Genomic DNA, 15609 nt, shown 5'->3' on the forward strand with positions numbered 1-15609 from the left:
ATTTTAGTGATTCATTGAGTTCAATCGATTAAACATAACAGCTAAATGCGCATACATAGAAGTATTCTGGACTACGATATGTTCCGGCACCCGTATACGGAAGGGGGTAAAATTCCAAAGAGCCTTGATTCCTCCCTCGATAATCCGGTCTGTCACCTCCTGCGCTTTCTCCACCGGCACGGTGATCACCCCGATCGTCGCGCCATATTCTTTCTGCTTGGCAGGAAAATCATCCATATGAAAAACGGGAATGCCATTGATCATGCTCCCGTCCAAATCCTCACGGACATCAAAGCCCGCCACGATCTCCAAACCATATTGGCTCAGTCCGGTGTCATGCAACAAAGAAGCGCCCAGACTCCCTACCCCAAACAGAAATGCCTTATGCTGGGATGTAAAACCGAGGAAATCCTCCAGTACGTCAACCAACGCGTTAATATCGTATCCCACTCTCGTCTTCCCGGAGATATTCACAAAAGAGAGATCTTTAGCGACCTGACTAGGATCTACATTTATCTCCTTAGCGATCTGGGTGGATGAGATAAACGTTTCCCCTTTTCCTTTCATCAACTTTACAAACGCAAGATACCACGGCAACCTCCTTAACGTAGGTTCCGGCACTTTCCATGCCTGTTTTATATCATCGCTGGCCATTGTCTAATTTTCCTATTCATGTATAACAAATCATAATTACGCAAGAAGAGATATTATCTCTTGATCCAGTTTTCTAGCCTAAGGTTTGTTATTCTTTGAAAGTGTTTTATATTATCTGTCACTAGAATATAATTACCAGATAAAGCCGTAGCTGCTATCAACAAGTCGAATTCATCAATCATAATGCCGGAAGCACGAAGTTGAGTTTTTCTAAAAGCATATTCCTCGGCAGAGTCCATCAACGAGACAACAGGAAAACGGTTCACAAATTCTTTCACCTTAAGAATTTCCTGTTGACTACGTCCAGAGTTATAGGCACCAAACATCAACTCATATAATGTAATGACCGATAAGAAGCACTTATCTTCACCTATCCCTATCAACTTTCGAGCAACATCCCTGTTACCTCTCAATAAGGATATACAGATATTAGTATCCAATAAATACTTACTCTTTTTCATCTGTCAACGGCATAATATGACGCGTCACATCAAACTGGCGCGAACCACGTATATCTGCAATTATCTGCTCTGTCGAACGTGGGTCATCCCTCCAAGCCCCACACATTCTATTAATGAAGTCTTCATAAGATTCACTTTGAGCGGCCTTCTTTTCTTTACGAGCTTCCTCTATAAGCTTTTCAGCTAGCCATTCTTTATTGCTCGCACTCAGTGACAATGACTTTAGAAAAGCTAAAATACCGTCTAATGAGATGGTTGCTTTCATGATAAATCCTCCTTTTAAAACTGAAAGCAAAGATAGCGCATTTCCCGCAAATCTCCTAATTGGGTTTCAATTATAAAGAATAGGCAAAAAGCCCCGATCGAGAAACCGACCGGGGCTTATTCTTTTTCCGCTTTCTTGCCTCACGGAAATACTGACGGAGAGCTTTAATTTTTTACTTTAGTATTAATATCCCCGCATGTTCAACCTCACGGTTTACTTGAAGACGAATCTCCGCACGGGAATCTTAGAATTATATATCTTCTTCAAATGCTTTTCGCATTCTATATCAAAAGTGCTTATTTAACAACCACTTTCGTAGTCTCACCGTTAACAGTTACGAATACTACACCAGCCGGAGCAGCGATCGTAGCGTTATCAGAAGCAACCACCTCGTCAGCAACTGCCTTACCTAATACGGTAGCGATTGTTACAGTCTGGCCAGCTGCACCCTGTACGGTTACAGTACCGTTACCAGCGATAACCTTAACAGCAGACTCAGCCTCGAAGCCTTCGTTAGATGTCGGAGTGGAAGCGCGGTTGATTACGAAGATTTCAGCCTTAGCTTGATCTTCCGTCCAGAACAATACGTTGTTCAATTGAGCCAGATAAAGAGTCGTTTCTGATTCCACGTAAGGAAGAGAACCCTCAACTTCTGCATCATACTCCTCATTTTTAGCATGCAACTTAGAAACGATGCGATAAGCCTCATCGCTAATCTCAGCGGCTACTTCAAAAGCAACAGCTGCCGGATTCAATTGCATCAAACCGATCGTATCACCATCGATAGCGATAGAGTCAAGACCACATACAGAAGCTGCCGCAAATGCCGCACGATAAGTATCATCACCAGCTACATGAGCATAATCATAGATATTCTCGATCTCTGCCGCATCCGGATCTTCATTATTCTTCTCAATTTCGGCAGAAATATTAGCCGGGTTAATCAAGAAGTTGCGAGTCTCAGCCTCTGCGTTGAATGTCTTCGTAGAGATATAATACAACGGCATAGTCTCATCGAATGTCACACAAGCTGTATCCAACCACATAGTCAACGTATCTTGAGTATAAACATCACTCTTCAAGATGGATTGACCCTCAGCCTTCAACGCCGCAAAACCATCTTTCTGGTTAGCGATCACTTTGTTATCATCCTCCATCGTGGAGATCTGTACGTGACCGATAGCAGGAGCGCCATAAGCAGGAGCTTCTTGCGTAGCGAACTCGAAGATTACATTCTGATTATCGCAAAGAGTCGTCTCGGCTAAGATACCGGAAGCGGCGTTTGCCGTGATAGCGTAATCCTGGTTGTCGGCACTATAAACAATCTTATATTGATTATTCTTGCCCATAGACAAGAAAGAAACAGCCAATGGATTCTCGGCGTCCTCGCTGTCCTTGTCTACTAAGACGAACTTTTCATTTTTCAAGACAAGCACTTTCTTGCCTAAACGATCCGTAATCTTATAAACCGGTTTAATGACATCGTTACCAACCTTAGCATATTCGATTTCACCGCTCTCCTCATCCGGAGTCTCAGCACCGGTTACTTTCAGTTTCTGAGCGTCGGCCAATTCGCTATTAGCCACATACATCACGCCATCTTTAGAGATCATATACAAGTCATCTGCCAAAAGAGAAACCAAACGGAAAGACAACGCACCGTTTACCTCGTCTGCCTTAGTGACAAGCTTATAACCCATCTTCTGAGCATCCTTTACCTTCGGACCTTTTGTCAATTTAAGCGTATCCGTACCGAATGCGTAAACACCATTCTCTTCGTTGATTAATGTGATGAATCCTGTATATGATTCAGTAGGAACTATCATATTCTTCAACACACCCTCTCCATTCAAATACCACATATAAGCCGGAGCCTCTACAGAAGCCTTTTCATAAGCTCTGCTTTCATCACAAGCCGTATATACATATTTATTATAGTTCGAATCAGAAATCCACTTACCTGTCTCTGTAGATACTTTCTTCTTATTGTAGAACTGTACATAATAAGTATAATCTGTATCCAAAGCATCCGGAGCCTCAACTACACCAAACGTAGCGACAGCATCTTTCAAGTTATCCCCTGTAGCGACAACTTTTGTCGCAGCTAAAACCTCTTTACTATCGGCGAATTTACCGTAAACCAAAGCACGACTTGTTGTCTCTGTTCCAAAAGAGAACGCAGTTTGTTCGCCTCTCTTCTCATCATCATTAGAATAAGTAGGAACTGCTTTCGGATAAATAGTCATCTTATAGCCTTCAGCGATATTCAATTTAATCTTGAACGCATAGAAGTCTGCGGAACGACCATTCTCTAACAACTCCACATCCTCTAAAGCCGCAGATTTCTCATCGTTATCCGCAATTTCCGTAGGTAATGCGTCTGTCGTTAACTTCCAATACTCATTCTTATTAACCGAGTTTGTCCATACAGTAGAATCGACTACCAAATATTTGCCATTGTTCAAACGGATATTCACAAAACCATCGGTTTCACCCTTTATCTCTGTCGCATTGATTGCAACACCGTCAATCGGGTTACCATTCAAATCCTTCTCGAAATCGAATACGGAAGAAGTTCCATACAAACCATTGATCTCGCTAACAGATAACGCATCCTTTGCCGTAGGTTGCGTATAAACGAAATTAGCGAAAGTCTTATCCTTACCGATCTTCAAGGCTGTACCTACAACTTTATCCTCTTTGTCTTTTACCTCCTCCGTATAAAGGGCATACACCTTACCGCCACTGATAGCCTTAATATTGCCATTATCAGCGATCAACCACTTAGACTGCTTACCTTCAGCGAAAGTTGTAGTTGATTTAGTAAGATCCAAGCTCAGCACGTTACCGGTAGCCCAGTTTGTCAACGTCCATACCGGATCTTGAGTGTTATCAGTGCTTCCTTTCGTCAACTTCCATAAAGATTTCTTGTAAGAATCTTTCATTACGTCCTCACCCACTTTATCTTCAGATACAAGGATCAAACTATCCGCAGACGTATTGACTTTGGATTTTGTCACGGACAAATACTTGCCGCCAACTTTCAACTGATGCAGTTGTTTGTCAACAGGATCCGCCGCATTTGCAGAGAAAGCCGTAGTTAAAGCTAACCCTACCAAAAGAGTAGAAAACTTTTTGTTCATAATACTGAAATTAATATTAATACTAGTGTTTATTAAGATAATCAAGCTATTAAATCATTCGAAGGCATTCAATTCACCGTAAAAACGGCTAGCTTAAACCTTCGTTTAAATCTTGCATTTGCAAAGGTACGCGTTTCTTTGACACTTGCAACCCTTACCCATTATTTTTTCACATCCTTATTAGCTTTCTTATCAATACAATAGCCTATCACTGACAAACCCGTCGCTTCCTCTTACGAACACCCTTCCGAAGATCTAAAAAACGCAAGATTTAAACGAAGGTTTAAACTAATCGTTTTATACCTTATAAATATCAATGTACGCACGTACATATTTAATAATATTCTCCATTCAGTCTAACATCTATCAAAAGCTTTCCTTTTTGACATTTTGACAAATTGTAAACTGAACCTCCCAAGAATCGATTTTCCTAGGCCAACGTACAACTCATCGCCAAATACGCAAGAAAAAATCAGTAATCCACTCATTGGCAGAACAATGTCCAAAAACCGCCTTCCGTTCTAGCGAAATTAATTCATCGTAATTCATATCTATTGACTTCTTTTGGCTATTCCATGGGGTTACGACTGGGTTCTAACAGGGTTACAATGCCCATTCACGACTACCGCCAATCCTATTCGTGACTGTTTATAATGCCCAACGGCAGTATAGGCGTTACCCAACGCAACTATATGCGCAGGCTTTTACCGTATATCGTGCGTAAAAAGCCATACTTTTCCATAAAAAACCCCGATTATCGTCTCCCCCTTCCCCCTATTTCACGATGCTAGCAAAAAGGGATTGTCACGATTCAAGCCTTATATCAAGCAAAAAGTCAAGTCAACAACCGTTTTCAAGACATCTGATTCTTTCAAGGTCCTAGATATAACGGTAACATTATGACCTTCAAAAAACACGTACGTCTTTTTCCGGAAACACGTACATGTTTTTTCAAAAAGACGTACGTGTTTATTTTTAAAAGCGTATCTTTACCGCAAGAGATGGGAAAAGAACCATCCCTTTCATATTAATCACTAAAACCTATAAACACTATGGGGAAATTTATCAATCCCTTCACCGATTTCGGCTTTCACCGGATATTCGGGCAGGAGGTACACAAGGAGTTACTAATCGATTTCCTGAACCAGTTGTTCTTCGGAGAGAACCGGACGAGTGCGAGAATGATTTTGAACGTTGGATTTATTTATTGAAGCATATGGACACTTTAGAGAGAATGCCGTTCAAGGCGAAAAAGGCGGTCTTCGATAAGTTGCTGGAAGTAGCCGACGTGGCAAACCTCAGCAAGGAAGAACGCATACAATACGACGAGGCTCTGAAACGATACAGGGATTATAAGAATACGATCGATTACGCAGAGGAGAAAGGGATATTGAAAGGGAAAGAATCTACGGCCCGCAACATGAAAGCGGATGGATTATCCCACTCAATTATCCAAAAATACACTGGGCTCTCCCTTGAGGATATAGAGAAACTATAAAAATAAACCCTCCAGCCCTATTCTCGCTAACCGAATGGTTAGAAGAATAAAGGCTGGAGGGCTTGTTTAATATCTATAAGGAAAGAGATCCTTAGATTCTCTCCAATGTAGCTGTAATAAACTCCCAGATCTTCTGTACGGAATGAATATTCACTCGCTCATCCGGTGAGTGCGGATATTCCAAATCCGGTCCGATAGAAACCATATCCATATCCGGATAAGCACCTTGGATGATACCGCATTCCAATCCGGCATGCATCACCTTCACCTCAGGTTCCTTACCAAATAAATCCAGATAGGTAGATTTCATCAAGTTCAAGATCGGGGAATTGATATTAGGCTGCCAGCCATTATAATGACCGGACTCCTCCACCTTAGCCCCTGCCAAAGCGAATACACTTTCCAGACTTGAGCAAACAGAATCCCTGCGAGACTCGGATGAGCTACGCACCAAGATTTTCACCTCGATCAACTCATCAGATGTCTTCACGATCGCCAAGTTAGAGGAAGACTCAACCGTACCCGGGAAATCATGCAACATGCTAATCACACCATTCTGGCAACCCTCGATCGCATTGATCAAATCATCCTGTATCTCCTCCGGAATCAACGTAGACGGCAATTCAACCATCTCCGCGACGAAATCGATCTTATCCTCCACACCCATATACTCCGTACGGAACATATCTTGGTAATCAGCCACTAGCTCCCAAAGAGACTCCACGTTATCACCCGGAATCGTTATCACGGCAAAAGCCTCACGAGGGATTGCGTTAGGCAAGGAACCACCCGCCACAGAAGACAAACGAGCGCCATAATCGCATACCGCCTCTTTCAAGAAACGGAAGATCAACTTATTCGCGTTCGCACGCCCTAAATGAATATCCACACCGGAATGACCACCTTTCAAGCCAGCCAAGCTAACCTTGACAGCCACGTCACCTTCCGGAATATAAGTATCCTCCTTAAATTGGAAAGAGACATTCACGTTAGCGCCACCTGCGCAACCTACGAACAACTCCCCTTCCTTCTCGGAATCACAATTCAATAAAATATCACCCTTTAAGAAATGCGGCTTCAAGCCGAAAGCGCCGTCCATTCCCTGCTCCTCATCAATCGTAAACAGGGCCTCGATCGGTCCGTGACGCAAGCTATTGTCCGCCAACACGGCCATCGCCAGAGCGGCGCCCATGCCATTGTCCGCCCCCAAAGTCGTCTCACGGGCCGTCACCCAATCACCGTCTATGTAAGCGTCGATCGGATCTTTCTCGAAATCATGCTTTACAGAAGAGTTTTTTTGGGGAACCATATCCAGATGAGACTGCAATGTCACGGTCTTACGACCTTCCATTCCGGGCGTAGCCGGCTTACGGATCAATACGTTACCCACCTCATCTTGCAGGGTTTCCAGTCCCAATCCTTTACCAAAGGATATCATAAAACGGGTTACTGCCTCCATATGTCCGGTCGGACGGGGGATTTGCGTAAGGTCATAAAAATAACCCCATACATGCTTCGGAGATAGATCTTTGATTTCTGCTGACATAGATGTTAATAATTTAGTTCAGTTCATATTTAATACATATCTTGTATTCATCACGAAACAGCGACCGGAATCTCTTTGTTCTCCCGGTTGGTGAGCGGCAAAGCCACCACGCCGAACAATCCGCACAATCCCGTCCATACCGTCTGTACCGTATGAACGACCAAGGCGAACGCCGCCGCGTCATTCTCGTTCACGCCAAAACAAACCAAGGTAGCGATCACCATGAAATGCCACGGTCCGATACCGCCTTGAACAGGCACCGCCACGCCGATACTACTCATCGTAAACGTGATCAGCCCGACCACGATACCCAAGTCCTTGGTAAAGTCGAAAGCATAGAACGTAATATAAAAGTAACAGAAATAACCTCCCCAAATCAATAACGTCTCTATCACGAAACGCATCTTATGCTCCATGTACCAGATACTCTTCATACCGGTCCATACATTCTTCAACATGCCTTTGGCTTTCTGTACCAGCGTAAAGTTACTCATATAAGTGAATACAAACCAAATTACAGCGACAAAAATTATCACCGCCACGTAAATCCATATCGAATTAAACATGGACTGGAACCCTTCGAGCAAAGCCGGGTTCTTGGCGAAGAAACTCGTAAAGAAGCTTATATTAAATATGAATATCATCAAGGTTATCAAACCGACCATGATCGTATCGCTCACACGGTCGATCAACAGCGTACCTAACAGCTTGGTAAACGAGATCTTATCGTATTTCGTGATCATGCCGCAACGCCATACCTCGCCGACACGGGGCAACACCAGATTCACCGCGTAATTACCCAGCACGGCGTAAATCACGTTACTCATCTTGAAGCGCTCGCCCAAGGAACTGATCAGCAATCCCCACCGTAAGCCACGGACGATATTGGCGAACAAGCCGAACAATAAAGAAACCAGAATAATATCATAACGAACCCCCTCCTTGACTACTCGCCAAATCTCAGTGATATCCATTTTCCGATACAAAAACCAAAGAAGTAAACAGCCGAAGGCTAAAGGTAGAATTATCTTCAGAAACGTACGTAGAATGCTCTTAAAATCCATTAGGTATAGGGAACTTTAAATTATTTATTGTACTTTTGTGCATCCGCAAAGATAAGCATAATATTTAAAAACAAACACATTACACCGAAAAGTGGATGAGATTAGTTAAGCCAAAAAAAGCATTAGGGCAACATTTCCTAAAGGATCTGCAAATAGCACAGCGCATTGCGGACACACTCGATACTTTCAAATCCTTGCCGGTCTTGGAAATCGGACCGGGAATGGGAGTCCTTACCCAGTTCTTGCTGGAGGCGGGACATGATTTAACCGTTGTCGAGTTGGACATGGAATCCGTAGATTACCTGAACCTGAATTTCCCCGATCTGAAAGGACGTATCATCGCCGAGGATTTCCTAAAATTGGATCTCTCGAAGCTATTTCCGGGGCAGTTTTGTGTGATCGGTAATTACCCCTATAATATCTCCAGCCAGATATTCTTCAAGGTCCTCGATTATAAGGACCAGATTCCCTGCTGCTCGGGGATGTTACAAAAAGAGGTAGCGGAACGCCTAGCGGCGGGTCCCGGTAGCAAGACGTACGGGATATTGAGCGTACTGTTGCAAGCTTGGTACGACGTGGAATACCTCTTTACCGTCAGTGAGAAAGTATTCGATCCGCCTCCAAAAGTGAAAAGCGCCGTATTGAAAATTACCCGTAACGACCGCAAGGAGCTGGGATGCGACGAGAAGTTATTCAAGACTGTAGTAAAGACCTCATTCAACCAACGAAGGAAAACGCTTCGTAATTCCATGAAACCCCTATTGGGTAAAGATTGCCCGGATTACGCCTTGCCGATATTCGACAAGCGCCCGGAACAGTTATCCGTGGAGCAATTCGTGGAACTGACCTTGATCAGCCAAAAGCATTTGGAGAAGCAGGCTGGTGATGTCCTATAATAATATAAGAGTCCAATGATCGAACTGACGAAAGATTACATCGAGAACCTGAAAAGCATCATCGAGGCCAAAGATGACGCGAAGGCACAGGAGGTACTTCATGAACTATATCCTGCCGATATAGCCGAGCTTTATCAAGAACTGAACTTGCAAGAGGCCATTTATCTCTATCTATTGATGGATGGCGACAAAGCGGCGGATGTCTTGATGGAGCTGGATGAGGAAGACCGTCATAAATTATTGAAGGAACTTCCCAATGAGCTTATCGCCAAGCGTTTCGTCGATAACATGGAAACGGATGATGCCGTTGACTTGATGCGTGAGTTGGACGAGGATACCCAAGAGGAGATCCTTTCGCATATCGAGGACGTAGAGCAGGCCGGTGATATCGTGGACTTGTTGAAATACGACGAGGACACCGCCGGCGGTTTGATGGGTACCGAGATGATCGTGGTGAACGAGAATTGGAGTATGCCCAAATGTATCGACGAGATGCGCAAGCAAGCGGAGGAGATGAGCGAGATCTATTATGTATATGTAGTGGATGACGACGAGCGCTTGAAAGGTGTGCTCCCCTTGCAGAAACTGATTACCCACCCATCCGTCTCCAAGATCAAGCATGTCATGAAAAAAGACCCGATCTCCGTTCGCGACAGCGACAGTATCGAGGAGGTTACGGAGACGATCGAGAAATACGACTTGGTAGCCTTGCCCGTAGTCGATAGTATCGGACGTCTGGTAGGACGTATCACGATCGACGACGTTATGGATGAGGTACGCGAGCAACACGAGCGTGATTACCAGTTGGCATCTGGTATCTCGCAAGACGTGGAAACCTCGGATAATGTATTCACCCAAACCGCCGCCCGCCTACCTTGGCTGCTGATCGGCATGATCGGAGGATTGGGAAACTCCGTTATCCTCGGTGGTTTCGAGAGCAGTTTCGCCACTAACCCGAAGATGGCGCTATTTATCCCGCTGATCGGTGGTACCGGTGGAAACGTAGGCATACAATCTTCCGCTATCGTGGTACAGGGCTTGGCAAACAATACCTTGAAGGAAGGGAATATCGTACCGCAAATCCTAAAAGAGTCTGTAGTCTCGTTAATCAATGCCAGCATTATCAGTCTGGTCGTGTTCATTTACAATTTCTTCATGCTGGGAGACCGGGGGATTACGGCCTCCGTATCTTTAAGCCTATTCGCCGTCGTAATGTTCGCCAGTATATTCGGCACGCTAGTTCCCATGACCTTAGATAAGATGAAGATAGATCCGGCCTTGGCGACCGGACCGTTTATCACCATTACCAACGATATTATCGGTATGATGATTTATATGTTCATTACTTCCGCGTTAGCTTGATGCCACGGGTGGGCGAACCCCGCCCCTATTATGTTAAAATAATATGTTATAGAACATATCTACGAAATAGCTGTTATCTTTGTAGCGGTTATCAAAAAAGGTAGAAAAACTATGCTAACAGAAGCATTTTACATTCTCTTCTTCTATTTCACGGGAGAGTTTATCAGCTACTTTATCGACGGTTTCATACCGGGTAGCGTAATTGGGATGGTGCTATTGTTCTTAGCCCTTGCGTTCAAGAAAGTAAAACCTGAAAAGGTGAAACGTCTTTCCACGGTTCTTACCCAAAACATGGGATTATTCTTCGTTCCTGCCGGTGTAGGGCTTATGAATTCCTTCGGGATCATCTCCGAGTATTGGGCAGTCCTGCTGATCGCTTCCGTAGTAAGTACAATTTTAGTCATCGCCAGCGTAGCGTTGGTGCAACAAAAACTGGAAAAGGGAAAATAGACCATGGATAATCTGGCGCATTCCGAGATTTTCGCTCTTACCTTGGTAATTGGTACCTACCTGACTTCCTTGGCTCTTTACAAGAAAGTCCATATCAGTCTTTTGCATCCTTTGCTTACGACCATCTTCGTGATTATCGTGGTACTGGAAGTCCTAGGCATTCAATATGAGTCGTTCCAGCAAAGCAGTCATTTGATCCATTTTATGCTGGGGCCTTCCGTAGTGGCCCTTGGCTATGTGTTATATGAGCAAATCCAATATCTAAAGGGAAATGTCGTTTCGATCTTGACTTCCGTATTTGTCGGGGCCATTGTCGGAATCGTAAGCGTAATCATCATCGGTAAATTGATGGGAGCCGACCAAGCGTTGATCGCCACGCTCCAGCCGAAATCCGTCACCACCCCGATCGCTATGGGGATAGCGGAGAAAGCGGGCGGCATACCTTCACTTACCGCCGTCATCGTCGTAGCGGTAGGAATCTTTGGCAGTATAGTGGGCCCTATCGTGATGAGGGTACTGGGAATAGATAGCCATATCGCTAAAGGACTGGCGTTAGGGGCTTCCTCCCATGGAGTAGGAACAGCAGCGGCCATTCAAATCGGGGCCATCGAAGGAGCATTAAGCGGACTGGCGATTGGCTTGATGGGTATCATGACAGCGGTCTTGGTTCCGGTTATTCGGTTGATTTGCAACTATTTTTCCATATAAATACGCAAAACTTTTTGCTACTTTAGCAGGAATGTACTACTTTTGCACCCGAAAAACGTTACGGATTACTCTATAACATATATAAATAAAGAAAATAAATATGATCAATTCACAAGACATTAAGAAAGGAACTTGTATCCGTTTGGACGGAAAACTCTATTTCTGCGTCGATTTCCTTCACGTAAAACCGGGTAAAGGTAATACCATCATGCGTACCACATTGAAAGATGTTGTAAAAGGCGGTCAGATCGAGCGTCGTTTCAATATCGGTGAGAAGTTGGAAGATGTACGCGTAGAACGTCGCCCGTATCAGTTCACTTATACGGAAGGCGAGCATTATCATTTCATGAACCAAGAGACATTCGATGACGTGATCATCGACAAAAACTTGATCAACGGCGTTGATTTCATGAAAGAGGGAGAAATTGTAGACGTTGTTTCTGATGCATCTACCGATACGGTTCTTTTCGCCGACATGCCTACAAAAGTTCAATTAAAAGTTACTTATACAGAACCGGGTATTAAAGGTGACACTGCTACTAACACCTTGAAACCGGCAACCGTAGAGACTGGTGCGGAAGTTCGCGTTCCGTTGTTCATCAACGAGGGCGAGGTTATCGAGATCAATACGACTGATGGTTCTTACGTAGGCCGTATCCGCGAGTAATCCGGGTCTTGTCAAAATATACGGTTCCCGCTTGATAAGCAGGCGGGAACTATTTTTTTAACCAAATCATAAACCTTTCCCGACTATGAAAGAAAAGACAGGAAAACTTTCCATCAAGGAATGGGCCGAAGAAGACAGGCCCCGTGAGAAAATGCTTCAAAAAGGCGCTTCCGTATTAAGCGATGCCGAATTGATCGCCATACTGATCGGATCCGGCAACAATGAGGAGACGGCCGTACAACTCTCTCAACGGATACTTCACTCCGTAAACAACAATCTGAATACATTGGGTAAACGTTCCATCAAAGAATTAACTTCCGGCTTTAAAGGTATCGGAGAGGCGAAGGCGGTCACGATCTGCGCCGCTATGGAACTAGGGAAACGGCGGGAAACCTCAGAGGCGTCTCCTCAAGATGCTATCCGAAGCAGCAAAGACTCCTATCTCCTATTCCGTACCCAACTATGCGATTTACCTTATGAGGAACTCTGGATCGCTCTAACCAATCCCTTAAATAAGGTGATACAAAAGGTAAAAATCAGTCAGGGCGGAGTAAACCAGACTTCCGTGGATATCCGTTTGGTATTAAAAGCGGCGATCAACGCCTTGGCCTCCGGTATAATCCTATGCCATAATCATCCATCCGGCAGCCTCCGCCCCAGTACGCACGACGATGCCTTGACCGAGCGTATCCAAAAGGCGGCGAAGCTGATGGATATTAGGATACTGGACCATATCATCCTGTCCGATAGCGGTTATTATAGCTATGCGGATGAAGGAAGGCTGGTCCGGTGAAACAAATTCTCTTTTCCCCCGGTTTAGTATATAGAAGTATTAATGTATATTCGCGTATAAAACAAAAGAAGATGAACAACGAATTTCTCCAAACAGAAGAAGCGATCGTCGCTATGCTGAAGACGGTATACGACCCGGAAATACCCGTAAACGTATACGATCTTGGGCTTATATATAAGGTAGATATCGATGAGGAAAAAAATGTACGCATCGATATGACCCTCACCGCCCCGAACTGTCCGGCGGCCGATTTCATATTGGAAGATGTCCGTATGAAGGTAGAAGCGGTCGATGGGGTGAACAATGTAGAGGTAAACCTCGTCTTCGAGCCGGAATGGGACAAGGACATGATGACGGAGGAGGCTAAACTGGAATTAGGTTTTCTATGAAAATATATTTCGCCTCAGACGCACATCTGGGAGCCCGTTTCCACAAGGACCCTTTAGCCATCGAAAAGAAACTGGTACGTTGGCTGGATAGCATCAAGGAAGACGCTTCCGCCATTTGGTTTCTGGGAGATCTATTCGACTATTGGTACGAATACAAATACGTCGTGCCGAAAGGCCATGTACGTTTTCTGGGGAAATTGGCCGAGTTAGCGGACAGAGGCATAGAAATACATATCTTTATCGGTAACCATGACATCTGGATGTTCGACTACTTGCCGAAAGAGATAGGCGCCATCATCCATCGGGATACCTTGACAGTCGATTTATTGGGGAAACGTTTCTTCCTCGGGCATGGCGATGAGGTAGATTTCCGGAGTAAGGCATTCCGTCTGATCAGGGCCATTTTCCGAAACAAGTTCTGCCAATGGCTATACGCGGGAATACATCCCCGCTGGACGTTCGGGTTCGCTTTAGGTTGGTCGCTCAACAGCCGGAAGAGTGGACTGGAAAAGCAAGAGGCTAAAAAGTATCAAGGGGAAGACGCTGAATATATGGTTGTTTTCGCCAAGGAATATCTAAAGACGCATCCCGATATAAACTTCTTCATTTTCGGCCATCGCCACATCATGTTGGACTTGATGTTAAGCCGTACCTCCCGTATTCTCATAGCCGGGGATTGGATGCAATTCTTCTCTTATATCGTATGGGATGGCGAGAATCTGTATATGGATCAGTTTCTGGAAGAGACGGACGGACAATCTTATCCCAACACATAAGACAGCGTTGTCTTAACACCTTAGACAGTACTGTCGAAGCACCTTAGACAGCGTTGTATGATGTGCTCATACAACGCTGTCCGGATTCTCCGCTTACTTTACCGGGATATAACCAACCTTCTTCACCGTCGCTTGTCCTTCGGCAGACATCACATAATCGATGAACGGTCGCACCTTTGAGGCATTCTTCGTCTCATAGTAGTAGAACAACGGACGGACAACCGGATAGGTCTTATTCCTTGCGTTCTCCAACGAAGGCTCCACGTAGGATTTTCCGGCATCATACGATACATGGATCGGCTTCACTTCTTTATTCAAATAAGCAAGACCTACATAGCCAATGGCTCCTTTCGTCTGGCTTACGCTTTGGATAATGGCACCTGTAGCCGGCATGCTCAAGATACCGTTCATATAGTTCTTATTTTTCAACACGCTCTCCTTGAAGAACTCGTAGGTTCCGGAAGAAGTCTCGCGGGAATAGGCCACGATCTTCATATCCGCACCACCCACTTCTTTCCAATTCTTGATCTTGCCGGTAAAAATGCCTTCCAATTGCTCCCGGGTCAGATTGGATACCTTGTTGGAAGGATGCACGACAACAGCCAGAGCGTCATAGGCGATCACCTCCTCTTTCGTCTTCTTTCCGGCTTCTTGCAACTTCATGCGCTCGTCGAATTTCATCTTACGGGAAGCCATCGCTATATCCGTAGTGCCTTCCATCAAAGCGGAGATCCCCACGCCGGAGCCACCACCCGTCACCGTTATCTTAGCAGCTTTGTTCTTATTCATGAAATTCTCGGCTTCAGTCTGGGTAAGAGGCAAACAAGTATCGCTACCCTTTATCTTCTGGGCAAACACATTCGTAGCAAACAAACACGCTGCCATGGCAGCTAATAAAATCGTCTTCTTCATTACTTTGTATTTATCTTTTATTTAC

General features: G+C 44.6%; 16 protein-coding genes and 1 pseudogene. 10 read left to right on the forward strand and 7 right to left on the reverse strand.

Going from position 1 to position 15609, the window contains the following annotated elements:
* Window positions 1–3: 3 nt before the first annotated feature.
* The 4 genes from DW205_RS02875 to DW205_RS02890 all read right to left on the reverse strand — a co-directional run bounded on the left by DW205_RS02875 (window position 4) and on the right by DW205_RS02890 (window position 4523).
* The gene (locus tag DW205_RS02875; protein ID WP_005866780.1) at window positions 4–654 is read right to left on the reverse strand and encodes a redox-sensing transcriptional repressor Rex; all 651 of its coding nucleotides are present in this window, start codon (window positions 652–654) and stop codon (window positions 4–6) included.
* A 53-nt stretch (window positions 655–707) separates the two neighbouring features.
* On the reverse strand, window positions 708–1115 hold the full coding sequence (locus tag DW205_RS02880; RefSeq protein WP_005866778.1) for a type II toxin-antitoxin system VapC family toxin: 408 nt from the start codon (window positions 1113–1115) through the stop codon (window positions 708–710).
* Entirely contained in the window at window positions 1102–1380 is a 279-nt protein-coding gene (locus DW205_RS02885; RefSeq protein ID WP_005866776.1) for a hypothetical protein, read from the reverse strand. Before DW205_RS02885 ends, DW205_RS02880 begins: the two co-directional genes overlap by 14 nt.
* Window positions 1381–1676: 296 nt before the next feature.
* On the reverse strand, window positions 1677–4523 hold the full coding sequence (locus DW205_RS02890) for a DUF6383 domain-containing protein (protein ID WP_005866774.1): 2847 nt from the start codon (window positions 4521–4523) through the stop codon (window positions 1677–1679).
* Window positions 4524–5575: 1052 nt separating this feature from the next.
* Between DW205_RS02890 and DW205_RS22785 the strand changes: the two genes are divergently transcribed.
* The gene (locus DW205_RS22785) at window positions 5576–5734 is read left to right on the forward strand and encodes a PD-(D/E)XK nuclease family transposase (RefSeq protein ID WP_005866772.1); all 159 of its coding nucleotides are present in this window, start codon (window positions 5576–5578) and stop codon (window positions 5732–5734) included.
* Window positions 5683–6021 (forward strand): annotated as a pseudogene (locus tag DW205_RS02895) (PD-(D/E)XK nuclease family transposase); the annotation flags it as partial. The gene DW205_RS22785 and the pseudogene DW205_RS02895, both read left to right, overlap by 52 nt.
* Before the next feature lie 91 nt (window positions 6022–6112).
* On the opposite strand, the gene DW205_RS02900 reads toward DW205_RS02895, so the two are convergent.
* A complete protein-coding gene (locus DW205_RS02900; protein ID WP_005866769.1) occupies window positions 6113–7567 on the reverse strand; it encodes an aminoacyl-histidine dipeptidase in 1455 nt (484 codons plus the stop codon).
* 50 nt (window positions 7568–7617) lie between these two features.
* Entirely contained in the window at window positions 7618–8631 is a 1014-nt protein-coding gene (locus DW205_RS02905; protein WP_005866766.1) for a lysylphosphatidylglycerol synthase transmembrane domain-containing protein, read from the reverse strand.
* 95 nt (window positions 8632–8726) lie between these two features.
* Here DW205_RS02905 and rsmA point away from each other — a divergent pair, with 95 nt between their 5' ends.
* The 8 genes from rsmA (at window position 8727) to DW205_RS02945 (ending at window position 14672) form a co-directional block, all read left to right on the forward strand.
* Window positions 8727–9527: a 16S rRNA (adenine(1518)-N(6)/adenine(1519)-N(6))-dimethyltransferase RsmA gene (rsmA, locus tag DW205_RS02910; protein ID WP_005866765.1), complete on the forward strand. Its 801-nt coding sequence runs from the start codon at window positions 8727–8729 to the stop codon at window positions 9525–9527.
* A gap of 15 nt (window positions 9528–9542) precedes the next feature.
* Window positions 9543–10889, forward strand: a complete 1347-nt coding sequence (gene mgtE / locus DW205_RS02915; RefSeq protein ID WP_005861206.1) for a magnesium transporter — start codon at window positions 9543–9545, stop codon at window positions 10887–10889.
* 111 nt (window positions 10890–11000) lie between these two features.
* The gene (locus tag DW205_RS02920; RefSeq protein WP_005861203.1) at window positions 11001–11339 is read left to right on the forward strand and encodes a CidA/LrgA family protein; all 339 of its coding nucleotides are present in this window, start codon (window positions 11001–11003) and stop codon (window positions 11337–11339) included.
* 3 nt (window positions 11340–11342) lie between these two features.
* A complete protein-coding gene (locus DW205_RS02925) occupies window positions 11343–12047 on the forward strand; it encodes an LrgB family protein (RefSeq protein WP_005861201.1) in 705 nt (234 codons plus the stop codon).
* Between the two features lie 100 nt (window positions 12048–12147).
* Complete coding sequence (efp, locus tag DW205_RS02930) at window positions 12148–12714, forward strand: elongation factor P (protein WP_005861200.1); 567 nt, start codon at window positions 12148–12150, stop codon at window positions 12712–12714.
* A gap of 85 nt (window positions 12715–12799) precedes the next feature.
* Window positions 12800–13507, forward strand: coding sequence for a DNA repair protein RadC (gene radC / locus DW205_RS02935; protein WP_005866762.1), 708 nt, complete (start codon window positions 12800–12802; stop codon window positions 13505–13507).
* 71 nt (window positions 13508–13578) lie between these two features.
* On the forward strand, window positions 13579–13896 hold the full coding sequence (locus tag DW205_RS02940) for a metal-sulfur cluster assembly factor (protein WP_005861198.1): 318 nt from the start codon (window positions 13579–13581) through the stop codon (window positions 13894–13896).
* The gene (locus DW205_RS02945; protein WP_005861197.1) at window positions 13893–14672 is read left to right on the forward strand and encodes a UDP-2,3-diacylglucosamine diphosphatase; all 780 of its coding nucleotides are present in this window, start codon (window positions 13893–13895) and stop codon (window positions 14670–14672) included. The genes DW205_RS02940 and DW205_RS02945 overlap by 4 nt, the downstream gene beginning before the upstream one ends.
* A 93-nt stretch (window positions 14673–14765) precedes the next feature.
* Here the strand turns inward: DW205_RS02945 and DW205_RS02950 are convergent, their stop codons facing one another.
* Complete coding sequence (locus DW205_RS02950) at window positions 14766–15584, reverse strand: PstS family phosphate ABC transporter substrate-binding protein (protein ID WP_005861193.1); 819 nt, start codon at window positions 15582–15584, stop codon at window positions 14766–14768.
* Window positions 15585–15609 lie beyond the last annotated feature (25 nt).

Source organism: Parabacteroides sp. AM17-47, from assembly GCF_003434625.1.
GTDB lineage: Bacteria > Bacteroidota > Bacteroidia > Bacteroidales > Tannerellaceae > Parabacteroides > Parabacteroides distasonis.